Raw genomic sequence first — 20,708 nt, forward strand, 5'->3', positions numbered from 1 at the left:
GAAGAAGTTATCAGGCTGGCAATAATCATTGTTATAGAAGCTGCCTATAAATATAAAAAGCTAATACTTACGATATTTAAAGGGGAGATTGGGTTGCACGGTAAATTAAAAGTAATCATTATGGTGCTATTCTGCTTTGTGTTAATGTTTCATCCATTCCAATCAGCAGAAGCTGCCGGTACAGGCATTAAAGTTACTCTCGATGAGGGCTTTGACGGAAAAGTAAAAAGAGGAAAGGGATTTCCTCTGCGTATTAAGATGGAAAATTCAGGTGACGCATTTAGCGGAGATTTGCTGATAAGTTACCATCCATCTTACAATACCAGCGGTGCGGTTTCTGTAAAAGTAGAGCTGCCTGCCGGAACAGCTAAGGAATATCTGGTTTCCATACCTGGAATGACGGAGGACCACCCCTCCATGTATCAGAATATTCCATTGCTGACTCTTTATGAAGGAGATTGGGAAGACGGAAAAAAAGTTAGTTTTAAAGGAGAAAATACACTAAAGCCTAAATTTGTAGATATGGCTACTGAAGTAATTGGAGTTCTAAGTGAAAACTATGACCGTGTAAAAGAGCTTAGAACACTTCCTTCTAAATCGTTGCTTGAACTTAAAGGGGAAGATTTACCGGATGATGCAACAGGGCTGGAGACACTCGATTACTTGCTTATTGATGAATTTAAGATTTCCCAGCTTAGTGAAAAACAGCAAAAAGCTATAAGGGACTGGATATTCAGTGGTGGAACATTGATTGCCGGAGGAGGACCAGATGCCAGCGGCTCCTATGGAAATTTATATTCACTGCTGCCGATGAAATCAGAAAATGAGTCATCCGCTCCAGTCAAATTCCTTCAGCCGGCAAAGGGAGAGGAGCCAAAATTTGATGAGCTCAACTTCTTCACTGGTCCGGTTGATAAGAGTGCAGAAGTTATTGCAAAAAGCGGCGATCTCCCTGCAGCATTGAAAAAGGAGTATGGAAGCGGGACAATTTTGCAGACAGCTTTTTCACTGGGAGATGAGCCTTTATCTTCATGGCAGGGATATGACACATGGTTTGAAGACTATATGAAACAGGCATCAGGTTCAGGCATTGGATCAACCCCCTATTCACAGGATTATCTCGACCAGCTTTATTGGGAATTTGCAGAAATAAATGAATTCTTTCCTGCATCCAATTTTTCAGTCGGACAGCTTATTGGACTTTTTGCCGGTTATATTATTCTAATAGTGCCTGTGCTTTATTTTGTGTTAAGAAAGCTTGATAAACGGGAGCATTCCTGGTGGATCATACCTTCTATAGCCATTTTAATGGGTGCAGCTGTCTTTGGAATGGGGGCAAAAGACAGAATTTCTCAGCCGCAGCTGAACCAGATGGGGATATATAAAGTGAATAACAATCTGCTTACTGGTTATCAGGCTTCAACCCTGCTGTCAAATAAAAGCGGTGAATACATCCTCTCAATGCCAAAAGGTGAATATAATGCTGTGGTTTATTCAAATAATTCCACTTCATCTGACCCCCTTAGAGGCGGAATCATGGCTGAAAGAGTAAAAAACAATGAGATAATTTTCCCAGAGGTAGAATATTGGTCATCCAAAACCATTTATGGAAAGGCTCAAACAGAAATAAATGGGAAATTGACAGCAGTTGTCACCCTTAAAGAAAAAAGATTAACAGGAACAATTCAAAACCAAAGTGACTTTGATTTTGAAGAATTATATATTTGGTCAGGAAACGAATCAATTAAACTGGGTTCAATTAAAAAAGGTGAGTCCATTAAAGTAGATAAAGCCACAAAACAGTCCCTTCTGAGCAGACCGTACGGAGGAGCATTTAATGGAGGAAATCCTGCCAATAGCCAAAATGATATTAATAAATTAAGAAGAGAAAGGCTTCAATATGCTTCTAATACATTTTTGCTGGGAGATCTTTCACAGCCAGTCCTTGCAGGAATTACAAGAGAATCTGTCATTGATGTAACCATGAAAGGGAAGAAAGCAAAACAGAATAACACCAATCTGATTGTTCAGCCATTTGAGGCCAAAAATGAGTTTTCCGGCGAATTTACATTGAAGGATGGCATGATGGCAGCTGATTGGAATGTGATTAAGGGACAGATTTATGAAAAAGGAATGGACAGCACGAATGGTGAAATGATGCTTGAAGACGGTGAATATGAATATTCTTTAAGCCTTCCGAAGCAGCTTAAAGAGAAAACCTATAAACTGGAAGAAATTTCGGTAAGGATTAATAGCCAAAATGTACAGTATTCATTAAAAAACCATAAAACAGGTGAATGGCTGCCGATTGAACCGGATCAAAGGAGCTTAAAGCTGACGAGTAAAGATGACTTGTCTCAGTATGTTTCAAAAGAGGGCCGATTTATTGTGAAGCTTATTAAATCTTCACAGGGAGATCCATTTGTTCCATTGCCGGCTGTAACAATAAAAGGGGAGGTGGCGAAATGATCGAAATAATAGATTTAACGAAACGATATGGAAAATTCACAGCGCTTGATTCCTTAAATCTTACTATTGAAAAAGGCAGTGTTTTTGGTTTTGTCGGACAGAACGGTGCAGGAAAATCCACAACCTTTTCCATTTTGGCAACACTGCTTGCCCCAACTTCGGGATCGGCTTATGTAAACGGGTATGATGTGCAAAAGGAGCCAAAGCTCGTACGAAAGCAAATTGGCTATATGCCGGACTTCTTCGGGGTTTATGATCAGCTTAAGGCTGATGAGTATCTTCACTTTTACGGTGCAAGTTACGGTATTCCATTCGCAGAACGCGAGAAGCTGATTCCACAGCTGCTCGACCTTGTCAACTTGTCACATAAAAGAGAGTCATATGTGGACCTTCTATCAAGAGGGATGAAACAGCGTCTATGCCTGGCAAGATGCCTGATTCATGACCCAGAAGTGCTGATTCTGGATGAACCTGCATCAGGACTTGACCCGCGAGCAAGGGTAGAAATGAGGGAAATATTAAAAGAATTGAAGAGTATGGGCAAGACGATTTTAATATCTTCACATATTCTGCCTGAGCTTGCAGAAATGTGCGATACCATTGGCATTATTGATCAGGGTAAACTTGTGGCTCAGGGGTCTGTGGCTGATATCCAGTCGCAGCTTAGAGGAGAAAGGCTGATTCGTGTAAAAGTTAATGGGAGTGCTGAAAATGCCATCTCCTTTTTCGAAGATGATCCAAATATTTTTAAATTATCTTTGCTGGAGGACGGGTTATCTTTTCAGTTTATTTACAAAGGGACGCCTGAAGAGCAAACAGAACTTCTTAAAAGAGCCATATTAAGTAATCTGGCCATCACCAGCTTTGCAGAAGCGGAAACAGACCTGGAAGATGTCTTTATGGAAATTACAAAGGGAGTTGAGCTGACATGAAGAATTTAGTCGTAAATCCTGTACTGAATAAAGAATTTAAGCTCCGCTTCCGAAGCTTTAAAAGTTACCTTGGGGTCCTGTTTTACCTCTTGGCCTTAGGGCTTATCATTGTTGGATTCATTTTTATTGAATCACTGTCAAACAACATGCAGGGCTTTTTTAAACCGGAACAGAGCCGGACAATGTTTATGGTTTTATCTATATTGCAGCTTGGCTTGATTCTATTTATTACCCCTGGATTAACAGCAGGGGTAATCAGCAGTGAAAGAGAGAGGCAGACCTTAAATATCATGCTCACGACGACTCAAAGCTCCTCAAGCATTATATTAAGCAAGCTGATCTCTTCCATTTCATATTTAATTCTGCTGATTGCGGCAAGTTTGCCTCTTTATAGCTTTGTGTTTTTATTTGGAGGTATTTCTCCAGGCCAGCTGCTTACGACAATGGGATTTTATTTGTTTACAATCCTGGTTTACGGAAGCATTGGAGTCTTATTTTCAACGCTAATCAGAAAAACCATTGTCTCGATGGTTACCACCTATGGGGTTACTTTATTCTTAGCAGGCGGAACGGCTTTCCTTGCTTTAATTTTTATGCAATTAACAAATGCATATGGATATACTGGAACTCAGCCGACGAATCCGCTGGCATATTTCCCGGCTATGCTCAACCCGGTCATTATTCTGATGAGTACCTTTGAGCCGGAAATGACCAATGAAATTACAAGATCAACAGGCATTGAATTTCCTTTGTGGATTTCATACTTAATTTCATACACTTTCATTTTCATTGGAGCTGTCCTTCTTAGCATTAAAAAACTCCGTCCAAATATGAGAAAGGGCTAGAGTTTATCGCAGTCTAACGGGCAGTAAGACCCCACTTCATGACTAAGAGGAATCAAAGGAGGATAAGTGGGAGTCAAACTGCCCAATCTAGCTGCGGCTCTTAGGGGCTCGAGGTCATAAGCCAATCAGCTGATGGGAAGAAAAGCACTTCCCATCATCTGCTCGTCTTATGTTTGTCACCCCAAGGCAAGTCGCCTCGCTTTATAATGTAAAGGCCCGAAAGAAGGATAAAGACTAAGAACGCCACGTCCTCCCAAAAGCTGTCGCATTTGGTCGTGCGATGCTCATGCTCACAAAGCCTTCCTTGTCCTGTGGGCCTCAACTAACAATCAGTGGGGGATAAAGCTCCCCCACTGATTGAAGTTTCACTTTATTCGGGCAAATCCCCTGGAGAGGGGATTGCCCGAAATTTATAATAAGGGAATGATAACGGTGGAAGACCGCAATCAATATCTTAAACTCTTAAAACCGGTAAAAAGACAGCTCCTCATTCAGCTGACCATTAAGGAATTTCAGGTGTTCCTTTTAGCAGCCGCTGTCTTGGCCTGTTGTCTTATGGTTTTAGCAAGAATTTTCGTTATCCCATACTTGCAAAACTATTTTCTGCTGATTATTTTACTCTCAGCTTTTGGCGCTGCTATTCGGATTTGGAAGAAGCGGCCTGACATAATCCAGGCGGCTTCATTATATAACGGGTTTGTAGCGGAAGATAGGGTTATTACAGCCCATTCTTTCCTTTTGGATGATGCTGTTCTGGCAAGATTGCAGCTTGCAGATGCAGTAAAGCATATGAAAAAGGTACACCATCAGGTTTTAGGCAGGAAGAAGGTTTTCATCCACCCTAAACCTGTTTTAATGTGTTTGGCTTTTCTAGGCCTGGCAGTACTTTTATACATGATTCCGGGAGAGAAAATGGAATTGGCTCAAAAATGGGAGAAGGAAAACAAGTTAGTTGAAGAAGCAAAAGAGGAACTTGAGAAAAAAGCTGAAAAAGAAAAGAATCCTGAAGTAAAAAAAGCATTAGAGAAAGCGAAAGAGAAGATTGCAGAAAAAAAGTCTGCTGAGGAAGCTTTGAAGGAGCTTGCGAACCAAACAAAAAGCCTGGAATTAAAGGCAATCAAAGAAAAAGAAAAATCTCTGAGCCTGGAAAACATGAAAAACACCCTTGATAATAGCGGTTTAAAGCAATTAAGCCGAATGCTGGAGGAGAAAGATCTGGCTTCTTTCCGGGAAGAATTAGCAAAACTTGAGAAGCAGAAAAAAGAACTTAATGAAGAACAAAGCAATGCATTGAAACAGCTTACCGGCAGTGAGGGGCAGCTATCTGAAGAGGAGCTGACAAAACTTATTGAACAGATGGAGAACCTATTGCAATCAGAAGAGCTCTTAAAACAGCTGGCTGCAGCTCAAAAAGCTCTTCAGAGTTCTGGGCTATCATTACAGCAGCAAATGGCTGCGAATGGAATGCCGCCGGGGCAGCTTGCATTTGCGCCTCCCGGGAAGCAGGGGAGCGAGGCGAATAATCCTAATACATCGCCGCCTGCGCAGCAGAATAATTCAAATTCGCAAAATAATCAAAATCAGCCTGGCAATAGCCCAAACAACGGAAATGGCAGCGGCTCCGGAAGTGGTTCAGGATCTGGTTCAGGATCTGGTTCAGGATCTGGTTCAGGCTCAGGCGCAGGGAGTGGTTCGGGCAGCGGTCTTGGTGGAGGTGCCGGACTTGGACAGGGATCCAGGGATCTGCTCACCATTCCATCTGGCATGGAAGGGAAGACGAATATTGAAAATGACAATGGCAGTCTTGGTCAAGGGACTCCAGGCCAGCAATTTGACGGGGAAGGTCCTGTATTAAAGGGAACGATCAGACCTTACAGTGAGGTATTTGGAAATTATGAGGCGTCATACAGGCAGAGCACCGACCGGTATAAGCTGCCGGCTGATTTAGAGGAAATCGTTAAAAATTATTTTACAAGTATAGATCCTGACAAGGAGTGACTTCAATGTCCGTAACACAGGAAAAAGAACAGCAATTCGCAAAAGCAGCAGATATTATTGCAAGAGTGAGAGATGAAATTCAATCATTTATAGTAGGCCAGGAGGAAGTAGTCGAACAAGTATTATGGAGCATTTTCTCAGGAGGCCATGTTTTGCTTGAAGGTTTGCCTGGGCTTGGTAAAACGATGCTGATTAAGACTATTGCAGAAGTGCTGGACCTGAAATTTTCCCGTATTCAATTTACCCCTGATATTATGCCATCCGATATAACCGGAACGATGCTGCTTCAGCCTGATGAAGCAGGCAGGCAAACGTTCAGTTTTCATAAAGGGCCCATATTCGCCAACATCATCCTGGCAGATGAAATTAATAGGGCAACACCTAAGACACAAAGTGCCCTGCTTGAGGCTATGGGAGAAAAAACGGTTACCATTATGGGTGAAACCAAAAGAATGGAAAAGCCATTTTTTGTTCTTGCAACTCAAAACCCGATTGACATGGAAGGAACATATCCTCTGCCGGAGGCGCAAACCGACCGGTTTATCTGTAAGGTAAACGTAGCTTATCCGACGCAGGAAGAATTAAAAGAAATTGCCCGGAGAACTACAGGTGTGCAAAATACTCATTTAAATAAAGCGGCCGGGCTGAATGATGTAGTTGCTCTTCAGGAACTCACAAGAGAAATCCTCGTATCAGAGGATATCCTCGATTATGCTGTATGGCTGATCACTGCCACACACCCGGATTCAGAGGATGCACCGGAAACAGTAAAAGAATACGTCCAATATGGCAGCGGTCCCCGCGGACTCCAGAGTCTGATAAATATGGCAAGAGCAAGAGCATTGTGCTCAGGAAGGTTCCATGTTTCAATAGGTGACCTTAAAAATGTTGCCTATCCCGTTCTGCGCCACCGCCTCATTTTAAACTTTGAAGGAGAAGCAGCGGGGATTACGGCAGATTCGATTATTGAAGGTCTAATAAAAGAAAATTCCCGGGGAGCTAAGAGCTGATGAACAGCCATCAAATCCTTCTTGGAAAGCTGCAGAAGCGTAAAGTTGCGGTAAAGACCAGGAAAAGAGGGTTTCATTCAGGTTCAAGGCAATCCCATAAATTCGGATCTTCCATGGAATTTTCTGACTTCAGAGCATATCAGCCCGGAGACGATATCCGGCAAATAGATTGGAATGTCTATGGCAGAACACAAAAACATTATATTAAACGTTTCCTTGATGAGCAGGAACTGTCTATTGCTGTTTATCTGGATGCCACTTCATCAATGACCAAACTGGAAGCAAAATGGGAGTATGCCAAAGCGCTGGCTGCGGCTTTGAGCTTTATGATTCTTTCTGGTGAAGACCGGCTCCTATTTTCACCTGTTTCTTCTGCTGGCTTACAGCCTATCAAAAGAAAAGGCTCTGTTTACAGCAGGCGAACATTCATGGAAATCCAGAAAATTGAACCTTCAGCTCTGTCCAATAACTTTCTGGGCAGCTTAAAAGACACTCTTTCAAGGCACCAGCAGCTTGCTGTAATAATAGCGGATGGTTTTGAACCGCTTCAGGAATGGGAAAGCCTGTTTAGGAAGCTAAGAGGGCTGAAACAGGAGTTCTGGCTATTTCAGGTGCAGGCTGATGAAGAAATGACACCTTCATATTCTGGAGATGTAAAGTTAATTGATAGTGAAACAGGGACCGCTGTAAATGTGAGCATGAGTCCTGCCGTATTGGCCGAATATGAAAAGCGCCTAAAAAAACATAATGAACAGCTTGAGATTTTATGCAAGCGATATGGCGGCCAATATATCTTTGCTCCTGAAACAAGAGATCTTCAGACTGTTCTTTTCAGGGATCTGTATGCGAAGGGGCTGGTCAGGTGAGAACAACATGCAATTTTTAAATCCTGCTTATTTTATTTTATCCATTTTTATCGGAGCGTTTGTCTTATTTTATTTCTTTCGGAAGCAGTATGCGGAAAAGACCAATTCATCCAATTTGCTCTGGGAGCAGGTACTGAATGAATGGCAGGCTTCCCCCTGGCTGAAAAAGCTTCAGCAGAATCTGTTATTTTGGCTGCAATTATTGGCACTTCTATTATTGATGCTAGCCCTTGTGCGTCCATTTTGGCTTGAAGATTCTTTAAAAGGAGAACACATAATCATCATCATTGATCCATCCGCTTCCATGTCAGCTGAAAGTGGAGGGAAAAGCCGTTTTGAGATCGCGAAAGAGGAAATGCTTGATCTGGCAGGCAAGCTTAATGGCCAGCAGGTAAGCTTAATTAAAGCAGGTGAGAAAAATGAGATTCTCTTAAGCCGGGAAGATGATCTAAATGCTATTCGAAGAACCATTGAAGGGCTGGAGCTTACTTATGAACATGAGAATATGGAAAAAGCCATCTTATTGGCAGGCTCCTTATCATCAGGAAAAGACACTGCTCTTCATATTTTTTCAGATTCAGCTGGAAAGAAAGATTTAATGAAGGAATTTGCCGGTCTATATACTGTTGTACATAATATTGGTGAGAATGCAGGGAATGTGTCGCTGCAGTCGTTTGGAACAGCGGCCGCCGGTGATGGTATTTCAGCGGCTGCAGTGATAGAAAACCAGTCTTCTGGAAATATAGAGACAGCTTTTACAGTGAAATCTGAGGGAGAAGTCCTGTTTGAACAGAATCTATCATTAAAAGCAAATGAGGAGAAAACCATTCAAATAAAAAATCTGCCGGAAAAACCTTACTATGAGGCAGCTATTTCCATTAGCGATGGCTATAGTGCAGATAATCATGCAGCCTCTATTTACACTGACCCAAAACCTAAGGTTTACACTTTGGGAGATGTAAATCCATTTGCGGTGAAGGGCTTTCAAACTATTGGTGCCGAATTGCTGCAGACAGATCCGTCTGCTCTAAAAGGTTTGGATATGAAAGGTGTCGTTGTGGCGGAAGGAAGCACTTTATCGGGACTCCCTGAGCTGCCGATAATCTTTTTTAATACAAGCAAAGATAAAGCAAAACTTGAAGAAGCAATCTCGGGGGATGAGGATCCTCTTTTTGAATATGCAAACTTTGAGAAGGTGTATATCAGTTCTGCATCCTCCGTTCTGAAAGGAGAATGGGAGACTGTACTGAAAAGCGGGGATATTCCTTTAGTCCAAAGGGGAATGCATAATGGGCAGCCAATTATTATCGTCAATTTTAATCTATCCGACACCGATTGGCCTCTTCAGCCAGGTTTTCCAATCTTTCTGTATAACTCTTACCAGTGGCTATCTCAGCAATCAGATTTCCTCGGATATTTCAGCTCCGGAGAAGAAAGATGGATAAATATCGGCAATGGAACTGGAAGCTGGGAAATTTTCAATAATAAAGACGAAAATCTATACTCTCTTGATCTAAACAAGGAAACCTTTAAAGCTCCTATAATCCCCGGAACTTACCAGGCTGTATCAGGAAATCAAATTTATTTTTTTACAGTACTTCTGGATGAAAGGGAGAAAAGTGCCGGAATAGAAGAATCCTTTACACTGAATGCTAAATCATCTGAAAAAAGCAGCATGACCCAAAGACCTAATGAAAGTCTCTGGTTCTGGCTGGCGTTCATCGCTTTAATCCTGATTGTTATCGAATGGGAGGTATATCGCCGTGGGCATAGAGGTTAAATATCCCTTCCTGTTTCTCCTCCTGATTCCTGCTGTCATAATCGTTTTTTTATTTATTCGAAATCACAGCGGAAAAGGAAATGAAAAGTTTTGGATTGCCGGTTTGAGGCTGATCATTTTCTCTTTATTAATTATTGCACTGACCGTTCCTCAGGTGGTTCTTCCGGTAAAGGGACAGACCGTCGTATTTCTGGCCGACCGTTCTGCAAGCATTGGCACGAATGAGGAAGCACTTGCCTGGATAGAAAACAGCACCAGCCACAGGAAAAATGACGATCAATTTGCAGTGGCTGCTTTTGGGGAAAATGCAGTACTTGAACAGAATCTGGGCAGAAACCGTGAAGCTATAAACGAATTTAACGGAGTGGCAGAAGATTCCCAATCCAATCTCGAAGCAGGCCTGCAATTTGCCGCTTCACTCATTCCGAGGGAGTCTTCCGGCAGAATTGTCCTGATGACGGACGGGAATGAAACGGAAGGCGAAAGCCTGGAAGCTGCAGCAGTTTTAAAAAATCGGAATATCGAGATTGACCATGTGCCATTAAAAACAACAGCAGGGGACGATGTCTCAATCTCAGAATTAAACGTTCCTCCTTCACTATATTTAGGAGAAGAGGCTCCGATTACAATAGAAGTTACCAGCAACGTTGCCAAAGAAGCTGATATCAGACTATCGGTAAATCATAAAGAAGTATTAAAGGAAACTGTTCAAGTGAACGAAGGGAAAAATGTTTATACGTTTACCCACAAAGCGGATACCGCAGGATTAACGGTATATAAAGCAGAGATAGCTGCAGACCGGGATGCCTACTCTGAAAACAATGCACTTCACTCAGTTGTGAATGTGAAGGGTACCCCTAAGGTCCTGATCGTACAAGGGGAGGAGGCTGGCGATCTTGCAAATCTTTTAAAAGGTTCAGGCCTGGATACTGACATCGTTATTCCAGAAAAGCTACCGACCGTTCTCTCAGGTTATTTGCAATATCAGTCGATTATTTTTAATAATGTCCCTGCAACTGTCATCTCAGAGCAGCAAATGATGCTGATGGAGAAGGCAGTGAAAGAATTCGGCACTGGTTTTATTATGTTTGGCGGTGAAGAAAGCTTCGGGCTGGGGGGCTATTTTAAAACTCCGATTGAGAAATTGCTGCCGGTGGATATGGATATCAAAGGCAAGAAAGAAATGCCTTCCTTAGGTCTTGTGTTAGTTATGGACCGTTCTGGAAGCATGGCAGGAAATAAAATTGAATTGGCGAAAGAGGCGGCTGCCCGTTCAGTTGAACTGCTGCGTGAAGAAGATACACTAGGATTCATTGCATTTGATGACCGTCCATGGGAAATCCTTGAAACCAAGCCTCTCAAGGATAAGCAAAAGGCAATTGAAAAAATCAAATCCATTACACCAGGCGGGGGGACAGAAATCTTTACCTCTCTGGAACAGGCATACAGTGAGCTTGAAGATTTACAGCTGCAGAGAAAGCATATCATTTTGCTGACAGATGGCCAATCTGCCACAAATGGAGACTATGAGCTTTTAATTGAAAGCGGGAAAGAGAAGAATATCACTCTCTCAACTGTTGCTCTTGGCCAGGATGCTGATAGAGGGCTGCTGGAAGAACTTGCGGGAATGGGGTCTGGGCGGTTTTACGATGTTACAGACTCTTCCGTTATACCAAGCATTTTATCACGTGAAACCGTAATGGCTACGCGAACTTATATCGAGGACAAACCTTTTTACCCAAGTATCCAGCCCTACCCTGACTGGTCCTCTCTTTTTGAAAAAGGTGTGCCGGAAATGAATGCCTATATAGCTTCCACTGCTAAGCCGCGGGCACAGGTGCCGCTGTTAAGTGAAAAAAAAGACCCGGTACTTGCTGAATGGCAATATGGAATGGGGTGGACAGCGGCATTTACATCCGACATCTCAGGCAAGTGGTCGGGAGAATGGGCAAGCTGGGAAAAGTGGCCGTCCTTTATTAATCAGCTTGTTACTAAAACCCTGCCGAAGTATGAAAGTGAACCATATAGAGTTGATGTTGAGAACAAGGATGGTAATACAGTGCTCAGCCTGGAGTCTGCGGCAAGTATTTCTTTGCCTATTGAGACATCTATCGTGTCAGAAACGGGTGAACAGATAGAAGCTAATATGAGGCTTATAGCGCCAGGTAAGTATGAGGCGCTGATGCCTGAAAGTGCGGGAATGTATTTTTTAAATATTAAACAGACAGATCATAATGGGAATGTTCAGGTTCATCAGACCGGTTTTACTATTCCCTACTCTGAGGAGTATTTGCAAAAGGGAACAAATAAAGAGCATTTGAAGTCACTCTCAAAAATGACTGGAGGCAAGGAGCTCGCGAGCGGAGAAGAAGCATTCCGGCCGCTGAAAAAACCGGCAAGCACCAAACAGCCAATCAGCGAATGGCTTCTTCTCGCTGCATTCCTGCTCTTTTTTTCAGAAATCGCAGTAAGGCGTTTTGGTCTAACGGGTCTTGCAGCGGGAATTTTGAAGAAAAACAGAAATAAGAAGGAAACGACAGAGGCTCCTATGAAAATTCAAAACCTTAAAGCTTCCAGGGAAAAACATTCTCCTTCCATGCAAAAGGCTGGTAAACATATAGGGGGAAATCCTGTAAAAGAAACACCGGATAAAACAAAAGAAAAGAAGAAACCAAACCGGCCAAAACCTGCAGCCGAACCCTCGCTGAAAGAAAGAGAAGAACGCATGAAAAGGCTTCTGGATGCAAAAAACAGGAAAAAGTAAGTGGGATTTTCAATACAGAAAGCTGGATTAAAAAAGTATTATAGATCGCTGAGTAGATTGCAGCGGAGGGCACTTGACTCCTGCGGGAGGAGAGGGAGCGGGAGACCCCGCAGGCGAAGCCGAGGAGGCTCCCGTTCCTCCCCGCGGAAAGCAAGTGCCCGCAGCGGAAATAAACGGGCTAAATTATAAATTAAAATAAAATGAATAATTAACACTGTAAAGATATTTTCTTGACATGTTATGAAATTCTATGTAAACTTTACTTTGTAAAGGCTTTTCACTTAACAAGGGGGAATAGGGATGCTCGAAAAGACAACGAGGATGAACTACCTTTATGATTTCTATCAATCGTTGTTAACTCCTAAGCAGAGAAGCTATATGTCCCTTTACTACCTGGATGATTTTTCGCTTGGAGAGATTGCCGAGGAATATGATGTTAGCCGGCAAGCGGTTTATGACAACATTAAGAGAACAGAAGCAATGCTTGAAGAGTATGAAGAAAAGCTACTATTATTTCATAAATTTCAAGAGCGCAGCAAGCTGATTGCAGAAATAAAAGAGATGCTTCAGGAAGGCTCCCCTTCCCGGAAGGCATTGGAAGAAGCAGTGGCAGAGCTTGAGAAATTAGATTAGGAGGCGGCATATATGGCATTTGAAGGATTGGCCGACCGACTGCAAAATACAATTCAGAAGATCCGCGGAAAAGGCAAAATTAATGAAGCGGATGTAAAAGAAATGATGCGTGAAGTCCGTCTCGCCCTTTTGGAAGCGGACGTTAACTTCAAAGTTGTCAAGGAGTTCGTCAAAAAAGTCAGCGAACGCGCTGTCGGGCAGGAAGTATTAAAGAGCCTGACGCCGGGACAGCAGGTAATAAAGGTTGTTAAAGAAGAATTAACGGAACTGATGGGCGGAGAGCAAAGCAAAATTGCTGTTTCCAATCGCCCGCCGACAGTCATTATGATGGTCGGTCTTCAGGGTGCCGGTAAAACGACTACAACCGGAAAGCTTGCGAACCTGCTCCGCAAAAAGTATAACCGCAATCCGATGCTGGTTGCTGCAGACATTTACCGCCCTGCGGCGATTAAACAGCTCGAAACGCTTGGCAAACAGCTGAATATGCCTGTCTTCTCCCTTGGCGATCAGGTCAGTCCTGTTGAAATTGCAAAACAGGCGATCGCAAAGGCAAAAGAGGATCATAATGATTATGTTCTAATCGATACTGCAGGAAGACTGCATGTGGATGAAGCTTTAATGGATGAGCTGAAGCAAATCAAAGAGCTTTCCAATCCAGATGAAATTTTCCTTGTTGTAGATGCCATGACTGGTCAAGATGCGGTTAATGTAGCACAAAGCTTCAATGATCTGCTGGGTCTTACTGGAGTAGTCCTGACAAAGCTGGATGGCGATACCCGAGGCGGTGCGGCTCTATCCATTAGATCCGTAACAAACACGCCGATTAAATTCGTCGGTCTGGGTGAAAAGCTGGATGCCCTTGAAGCGTTCCATCCAGAACGGATGGCATCCCGTATTTTAGGTATGGGGGATGTCTTATCCCTAATTGAAAAAGCACAGGCCAATGTGGATGAAGAAAAGGCAAAAGAGCTTGAGCAGAAGATGCGCACTGCTTCTTTCACATTTGATGACTTTTTGGATCAGCTTGGTCAGGTACGCCAAATGGGACCACTTGATGAGCTTCTGAAAATGATGCCTGGCGCCAACAAAATCAAAGGCTTGAATAATATGCAAATCGATGAGAAGCAAATCACTCACGTGGAAGCCATTATTAAGTCGATGACTAAGGAAGAGAAAACTCATCCGGAAATCATCAATTCAAGCCGCCGCAAACGGATTGCCAAGGGAAGCGGAAGAACCGTCCCTGAAGTTAACCGTCTGCTGAAGCAATTTGAAGACATGAAAAAGATGATGAAGCAAATGGCAGGCATGCAGCAAAAAGGCAAGAAAAAAGGCGGATTCAAGCTTCCTTTTAACCCTTTTTAGTAATGTCCAGCTCCAGCGCCTACCCCCTCGAGGTCACAAGCCAATCCTTCCAAAAAGGCAAAGAACGCCTTTCCGGAAGGCTCGTCTTGTGCTTGTCGGGGGTGGGCAAGGCGCTTCCGCTTTTCTAGTCATTTAAGCTTTTCATAACATGTAAAGAAAAAAACCTTTACAAACTAATTAACTATCTGATATTATACTATCTTGTGTGAAACTATTCGGAGGTGCTTATTTAAAATGGCAGTAAAAATTCGTTTAAAGCGTATGGGTGCTCATAAAAACCCTTTCTATCGTATCGTTGTAGCTGATTCTCGTTCTCCTCGTGACGGACGTTTCATTGAAACAGTAGGAACTTACAATCCGGTTGCTCAACCAGCGATCGTTGAAATCAATGAAGAGTTGGCTCTTAAATGGCTTCAGACAGGTGCTAAGCCATCTGATACAGTACGTAACCTTTTCTCTAAGCAAGGCATTATGGAAAAATTCCATAACGCTAAAAACGGTAAGTAATTCATTATAAGATGAAAGAGCTTATCGAAACGATTGTTAAGCCCCTTGTTGATTTTCCGGAAGATGTTCTAGTGAATGTCCAAGAAGAGGATCAGCGCGTAACCTATCAGCTTTCTGTCAACAAGAATGACATGGGGAAAGTAATTGGGAAGCAAGGGCGCGTTGCGAAAGCAATACGGACCGTTGTTTATGCAGCAGGTTCATCAGAACAAAAGAAGATCTTTTTAGAGATCATCGAATAATTATCCTGCCATGAGCAGGATGCAGCCAAAAAAGGAGGGGTTTCCCCTCCTTTTTTTACAATCTAAAAAAGCCTGTTGTTTGGCTTTATTCTCCTCTGATTTAAACTATATTCATCCGCTGAGTTGATTGGAGCGGAGGGCACTTGATCCTCGAAAATGCTGGCGCATTTCCATCGTGCGGTGTAAGTTCGAGGAAGCTTATTCAATGTCCTGCGGGAAGTGAGGGAAGTGAGAGACCCCGCAGGCGAAGCCGAGGAGGCTCTCATCTCTCCCCGCGGAAAGCAAGTGACCGGAGCGGAAATCAACGGGCAGAATATATAAATAACAAAGTGTTTCAGGTAAAGAGTAAAAATATTAACATCGCCAACTAAGAACATGACAGCAGTGTCAGTAACGCCGTTTATTCATTCGGATTATGATTTGGGAGGCGCTGTACATGAACATTATCCAAACGGTTACAGTTAAGCAGGTGCTGACAGAGAACAGCAAGCAGGAACTGCTGGAAGGCTATGCGGCCAAAAAAAAGCAGCTGCAGAAAGAAAGTGATCAGCTGAGGTTTGAACTGAAAAAGCAGGAAAAAACCAAAAAGCTGCATCCGGCCAGTCTGAAACAGCACTTTGAAAAGGAAATTCAACTGAGGCAGGAAAAAGTCCAGCTGCTGGATTTTCAAATAGAACAATTACATATGCTACCATTAGGAAGTGAATTAAAAGAAAAAGAAGTCCAGGCGATTATCGAGGTTCAAAAGGGTACCCCCTGGGAAGACATAGAAAAAGGGAAAACAATCATCATAAGAGATGGAATTGTTGATGAAATACGCTAGAGGTGATAGTGGATGCAGAAATGGTTTAACGTTGGAAAAATTGTGAACACCCATGGCATTAAAGGGGAAGCGAGAGTCATTTCAAAAACAGACTTTGCTGAAGACAGGTATAAGCCGGGAAATAAACTTTATTTGTTCATGCCTGACACAAAAGGTGATCCCATTGAGCTGACAGTGAAATCACACCGCACTCATAAATCATTTGATCTTCTTACCTTTGAAGGATACGAGAACATCAATCAGATTGAAAAAATGAAGGGCGGCATTCTGAAAATTTCAGAAGATCAGCTTGGCGATCTCGAAGAGGATGAATTTTACTACCATGAAATCATAGGCTGTACGGTTGAAACACTTGATGGAGAAGAAGTAGGCAAAATCAAAGAAATTCTATCTCCCGGAGCGAATGATGTGTGGGTAATTAAAGCAAAAGGCGGTAAGGAAATTCTAATCCCGTATATTGAAGATGTTGTTAAAGAAGTTAATGTGAAAGATAAACTTGTGAAAATTAATGCGATTGAAGGATTGCTTTCATGATGAATATTGATGTGCTCACGCTGTTTCCTGAAATGTTTGAAGGGGTCTTTGGGCATTCCATATTAAAAAAAGCCGCAGAAAATGAAGCGGTAACGTACAATGTGGTCAACTTTAGGGAGTATGCCGACAATAAGCACAAAACCGTTGATGACTACCCATATGGCGGAGGAGCGGGGATGGTTTTAAAACCGCAGCCGATATTTGATGCGGTTGAGGATCTTCGCAGTAAAAGCGGGGCGTCTCCGAGGGTGATTCTTCTGTGTCCCCAAGGGGAACGCTACACGCAAAGAAAAGCCGAAGAACTGGCAGAAGCAGATCACCTGATTTTTGTATGCGGCCATTACGAGGGGTATGATGAAAGAATACGTGAACATGTTGTGACAGATGAAATTTCAATTGGTGATTTTGTGCTGACTGGCGGAGAGCTTGGAGCGATGGTCGTAATCGACAGTGTCGTCCGATTGCTGCCCGGTGTATTAGGCAACCAGGAATCTCATATGAAAGATTCTTTTAGCACAGGGTTTCTTGAACACCCTCATTACACGCGTCCTGCCGACTTCAGAGGCATTAAGGTGCCTGATGTTCTCATGTCAGGCAATCACCGCCTTGTCGAAGAATGGAGAGCCAAAGAATCCTTGAGAAGAACGTATTTAAGACGGCCTGATCTTCTTGAAGATGCAGAATTAACAACTGAACAGCAAAAATGGCTAAATGAAATAAAAAAAGAAGATAAATAACATTGAAGTTGCCGTCCAAATATGATATGATACTTTTTGTGACTTAGGCTGAACTTGTTCAGTTTACGTCTGATAAAGATGTTCCGCTGCAAACATAAGTTGTGCAAGAGCGTCTGTTGAGAGGAGTTGAAAACGATGCAAAAGTTAATTGAAGAAATCACAAAAGAACAACTTCGTACTGACCTTCCGTCTTTCCGTCCTGGTGATACTGTACGTGTACACGTAAGTATTGTTGAGGGAACTCGTGAGCGTGTTCAGGTATACGAAGGTGTTGTGATTAAGCGTCGTGGTGGTGGAATCAGCGAAACTTTCACAGTTCGTAAGATTTCTTACGGTGTAGGCGTTGAGCGTACATTCCCTGTGCACACACCTAAGATTGCGAAGCTTGAAGTTATCCGCCGCGGTAAAGTCCGCCGTGCGAAACTTTACTACCTGCGTAACCTTCGCGGTAAAAAAGCTCGTATCAAAGAAATCCGATAATAAAATGAAAAGCGAAAGCGCCACAAATGATCGTCGACAACAACCGCCACGTCCTGTGGCGAACGTCGACGTCAGCACATCCTGTGCAGGTCCAACAAGCATAAGACGAATTACGCAGAAGGCGTTAGCCTCTGGAGTGATTTGGCTTATGACCTCGAGGGGCTGAGCGCTGCAGCTGGACAAATGAGAGAAAGAAGGAGCTTGTTCAATCAAGCTCCTTTTTCTTTCATGAAATAGTAAAGTACAAATAATATTACATAAATGTTAAATAATATAAAAATAAGATTCCCATCGTGTTTATTAAGAAGAATTTTTGTAAAATAAGTAAGACAACACTTTCCATAGCAGATTTGTTATGGGTTAGAAGAATGGTGGGGGATTTAATGGCAAAAAAGAAAAATGAATTGTGGGAATGGACAAAAGCTCTTGTAATCGCAGTTCTGTTAGCGGCAGTCATAAGATATTTCTTATTTGCTCCAATTGTGGTTGATGGCTTGTCCATGATGCCAACATTGCATGACCAGGACCGGATGATTGTGAATAAATTCAGCTATAAAATTGGTGAGCCGGAGCGCTTTGACATTATTGTGTTCCATGCACCTGAAAACAAAGATTACATCAAACGAGTAATTGGCCTTCCGGGAGACAAGATTGAATATAAAGATGATACTCTTTATGTTAACGGAAAAGCTTATGAGGAGCCTTATCTGGATGAATATAAGAAACAGGTAATCGATGGGCCTTTGACAGAGCCATTTACTTTAAAGGAAAAGATCGGACAGGAAACAGTTCCTGAAGGGCATTTGTTTGTAATGGGCGACAACCGACGCTTCAGCAAGGACAGCCGACATATTGGCCCTGTTGCAATGGAAGAAGTACTCGGCGATGCAGGAGTAATATACTGGCCAATAGAGGATATTCGCATCGTTGATTGACGATTGTTTGTTATATAAATACATATTGGATGGAGGTGCCGGGTGTGACAATCCAGTGGTTTCCCGGCCATATGGCGAAGGCCAGAAGGCAGGTTACAGAAAAATTAAAACTGGTTGATATCATCTTTGAGCTCGTTGATGCAAGGATTCCTTATTCATCACGAAATCCGATGATCGATGAAATCATTCAGCACAAACCCCGGCTTGTTTTGTTGAATAAAGCTGACATGGCTGATAAAGAAGCGACGAAGAAGTGGATCAGGCATTTTGAAAATAAGGGCATAAGAGCGCTTGCGATAAACTCACAAGCCGGACAAGGCATGAAAGAAATCGTCTCCGCATCTCAGGAAATCCTTCAGGAGAAATTCGATCGAATGAGAGCGAAAGGTGTCAAGCCAAGGGCAATTCGGGCAATGATTGTTGGTATTCCGAACGCCGGAAAATCCACACTTATCAATCGCCTTGCCAAAAAGAATATTGCAAAGACAGGAAATACTCCCGGCGTTACAAAAGCCCAGCAGTGGATAAAGGTAGGGAAAGAGCTGGAGCTGCTCGATACCCCGGGAATTTTATGGCCAAAATTCGAAGATCAGGAAGTGGGACTTAAGCTTGCTCTGACAGGAGCGATCAAGGATACTATCTTAAATCTCCAGGATGTTGCAATATATGCCCTGCGCTTTCTCGGCGACAGATATCCGGATCGTTTGAATGACCGCTACCATATCGAAGAAATCCCGGAAGATATCGTTGAAGTCTTTGATAAAATCGGCAGGCTGCGCGGCTGCCTGATGGGCGGCGGCGAAATTGATTATGATAAAGTAACAGAGCTGGTAATCAGGGAATTCCGTTCTGAAAAAATGGGACCAGTTACATTGGAGCTGCCGGAGGAAATGGCAGTGCGGAATGAAGCTGAATAATTTTAATGAAGACCTTCTGTTCGCAGAAGGCCTTTATTTTTTGGCAGAAATGCCGATACATAGATTAGAATGAGAAGGTGAAAAATATGGAAAAGTTAACCATTCGCCAAATAGAAGAAAAGATGAAAACAATTGAGTTAGAGGATGATCCGTTCCTTCAATCAATCAAACAGGATGACAGAAAAGGCGTGCAGCAGCTTTTGGCAAAATGGCATTCACGTCAGCTGCTACAAAAGAAAATATATGAGAAGCATAAAGAAATGACCAGGTATGAATGTCAGTACAGAAGCCAGGGTTTTCAATTAATTGCCGGAATAGATGAAGTCGGCAGAGGGCCGCTTGCGGGGCCGGTGGTAGCTGCAGCAGTTATTTTGCCTGAAAACTTTTATCTGCCGGGATTAGATGATTCAAAAAAAGTGCCTGAACAAAAAAGAGCAGAATATTATGAAATCATTAACGCTGAGGCCGAGGCGGTCAGCGTTGGGATCATCGAATCAGATGAAATCGACCGCATCAATATTTTTGAAGCGACAAAAAAGGCAATGCTGTCAGCGATTGAAGGCCTGAATCCAAAACCGGACTTCCTGCTTGTAGATGCCGTAAAACTTTTAACACCTTATCCAATGGAAGCAATCATTAAGGGAGATGGCAAAAGCGTAACGATTGCTGCAGCCTCGATCATAGCCAAGGTTACAAGAGACAGAATGATGGCTGAAATAGGCAAAGAGTTTCCACAGTATGGATTCGGGAAAAATATGGGGTATGGGACTAAGGAGCATCTTGAAGCGATAACACTTCATGGAATTACGCCTTATCACCGGAAAAGCTTTGCGCCAATAAAAGATTCTTATTGAAATAGAATAGAAGGTGA

19 protein-coding genes are annotated in these 20,708 nt (G+C 42.8%); all 19 read left to right on the forward strand.

The window, feature by feature from the left end; genetic code table 11:
- Positions 1-93 precede the first annotated feature (93 nt).
- The 19 genes from NAF01_RS09030 (at position 94) to NAF01_RS09120 (ending at position 20,691) form a co-directional block, all read left to right on the forward strand.
- Positions 94-2,469, forward strand: a complete 2,376-nt coding sequence (locus NAF01_RS09030; RefSeq protein ID WP_250802144.1) for a hypothetical protein — start codon at positions 94-96, stop codon at positions 2,467-2,469.
- On the forward strand, positions 2,466-3,401 hold the full coding sequence (locus NAF01_RS09035) for an ABC transporter ATP-binding protein (RefSeq protein ID WP_048009053.1): 936 nt from the start codon (positions 2,466-2,468) through the stop codon (positions 3,399-3,401). Before NAF01_RS09030 ends, NAF01_RS09035 begins: the two co-directional genes overlap by 4 nt.
- Positions 3,398-4,246: an ABC transporter permease gene (locus NAF01_RS09040; protein WP_250802145.1), complete on the forward strand. Its 849-nt coding sequence runs from the start codon at positions 3,398-3,400 to the stop codon at positions 4,244-4,246. Before NAF01_RS09035 ends, NAF01_RS09040 begins: the two co-directional genes overlap by 4 nt.
- A 399-nt stretch (positions 4,247-4,645) precedes the next feature.
- Positions 4,646-6,244 (forward strand): hypothetical protein, encoded by a 1,599-nt coding sequence (locus NAF01_RS09045; protein WP_250802146.1) that lies wholly within the window; start codon positions 4,646-4,648, stop codon positions 6,242-6,244.
- A 5-nt stretch (positions 6,245-6,249) separates the two neighbouring features.
- A complete protein-coding gene (locus NAF01_RS09050; protein WP_250802147.1) occupies positions 6,250-7,254 on the forward strand; it encodes an AAA family ATPase in 1,005 nt (334 codons plus the stop codon).
- Complete coding sequence (locus tag NAF01_RS09055; RefSeq protein ID WP_197248006.1) at positions 7,254-8,120, forward strand: DUF58 domain-containing protein; 867 nt, start codon at positions 7,254-7,256, stop codon at positions 8,118-8,120. Before NAF01_RS09050 ends, NAF01_RS09055 begins: the two co-directional genes overlap by 1 nt.
- Before the next feature lie 7 nt (positions 8,121-8,127).
- Positions 8,128-9,900 (forward strand): vWA domain-containing protein, encoded by a 1,773-nt coding sequence (locus NAF01_RS09060; RefSeq protein WP_197248009.1) that lies wholly within the window; start codon positions 8,128-8,130, stop codon positions 9,898-9,900.
- Complete coding sequence (locus NAF01_RS09065; RefSeq protein ID WP_250802148.1) at positions 9,884-12,664, forward strand: VWA domain-containing protein; 2,781 nt, start codon at positions 9,884-9,886, stop codon at positions 12,662-12,664. Before NAF01_RS09060 ends, NAF01_RS09065 begins: the two co-directional genes overlap by 17 nt.
- Before the next feature lie 300 nt (positions 12,665-12,964).
- Positions 12,965-13,297: a putative DNA-binding protein gene (locus tag NAF01_RS09070; RefSeq protein ID WP_048009046.1), complete on the forward strand. Its 333-nt coding sequence runs from the start codon at positions 12,965-12,967 to the stop codon at positions 13,295-13,297.
- Between the two features lie 12 nt (positions 13,298-13,309).
- Complete coding sequence (ffh, locus tag NAF01_RS09075; protein ID WP_035328920.1) at positions 13,310-14,662, forward strand: signal recognition particle protein; 1,353 nt, start codon at positions 13,310-13,312, stop codon at positions 14,660-14,662.
- Between the two features lie 234 nt (positions 14,663-14,896).
- Positions 14,897-15,169: a 30S ribosomal protein S16 gene (gene rpsP, locus NAF01_RS09080; RefSeq protein ID WP_009330784.1), complete on the forward strand. Its 273-nt coding sequence runs from the start codon at positions 14,897-14,899 to the stop codon at positions 15,167-15,169.
- An 11-nt stretch (positions 15,170-15,180) separates the two neighbouring features.
- On the forward strand, positions 15,181-15,411 hold the full coding sequence (locus tag NAF01_RS09085; protein ID WP_048009045.1) for a KH domain-containing protein: 231 nt from the start codon (positions 15,181-15,183) through the stop codon (positions 15,409-15,411).
- A 436-nt stretch (positions 15,412-15,847) separates the two neighbouring features.
- Positions 15,848-16,234, forward strand: a complete 387-nt coding sequence (locus NAF01_RS09090) for a YlqD family protein (RefSeq protein WP_048009044.1) — start codon at positions 15,848-15,850, stop codon at positions 16,232-16,234.
- 12 nt (positions 16,235-16,246) lie between these two features.
- Positions 16,247-16,768, forward strand: a complete 522-nt coding sequence (rimM, locus tag NAF01_RS09095; RefSeq protein ID WP_048009043.1) for a ribosome maturation factor RimM — start codon at positions 16,247-16,249, stop codon at positions 16,766-16,768.
- On the forward strand, positions 16,768-17,505 hold the full coding sequence (gene trmD, locus NAF01_RS09100) for a tRNA (guanosine(37)-N1)-methyltransferase TrmD (protein WP_048009072.1): 738 nt from the start codon (positions 16,768-16,770) through the stop codon (positions 17,503-17,505). Before rimM ends, trmD begins: the two co-directional genes overlap by 1 nt.
- Before the next feature lie 135 nt (positions 17,506-17,640).
- Positions 17,641-17,985 (forward strand): 50S ribosomal protein L19, encoded by a 345-nt coding sequence (gene rplS, locus NAF01_RS09105; protein WP_009330779.1) that lies wholly within the window; start codon positions 17,641-17,643, stop codon positions 17,983-17,985.
- A gap of 383 nt (positions 17,986-18,368) precedes the next feature.
- Positions 18,369-18,920, forward strand: coding sequence for a signal peptidase I (gene lepB / locus NAF01_RS09110; RefSeq protein ID WP_035328928.1), 552 nt, complete (start codon positions 18,369-18,371; stop codon positions 18,918-18,920).
- Positions 18,921-18,964: 44 nt separating this feature from the next.
- The gene (gene ylqF, locus NAF01_RS09115) at positions 18,965-19,837 is read left to right on the forward strand and encodes a ribosome biogenesis GTPase YlqF (protein WP_163145087.1); all 873 of its coding nucleotides are present in this window, start codon (positions 18,965-18,967) and stop codon (positions 19,835-19,837) included.
- A gap of 86 nt (positions 19,838-19,923) precedes the next feature.
- Positions 19,924-20,691: a ribonuclease HII gene (locus NAF01_RS09120; protein WP_163145088.1), complete on the forward strand. Its 768-nt coding sequence runs from the start codon at positions 19,924-19,926 to the stop codon at positions 20,689-20,691.
- Positions 20,692-20,708: the final 17 nt, after the last annotated feature.

Source organism: Cytobacillus firmus (genome assembly GCF_023657595.1).
Taxonomy (GTDB): domain Bacteria; phylum Bacillota; class Bacilli; order Bacillales; family Cytobacillaceae; genus Cytobacillus; species Cytobacillus firmus_B.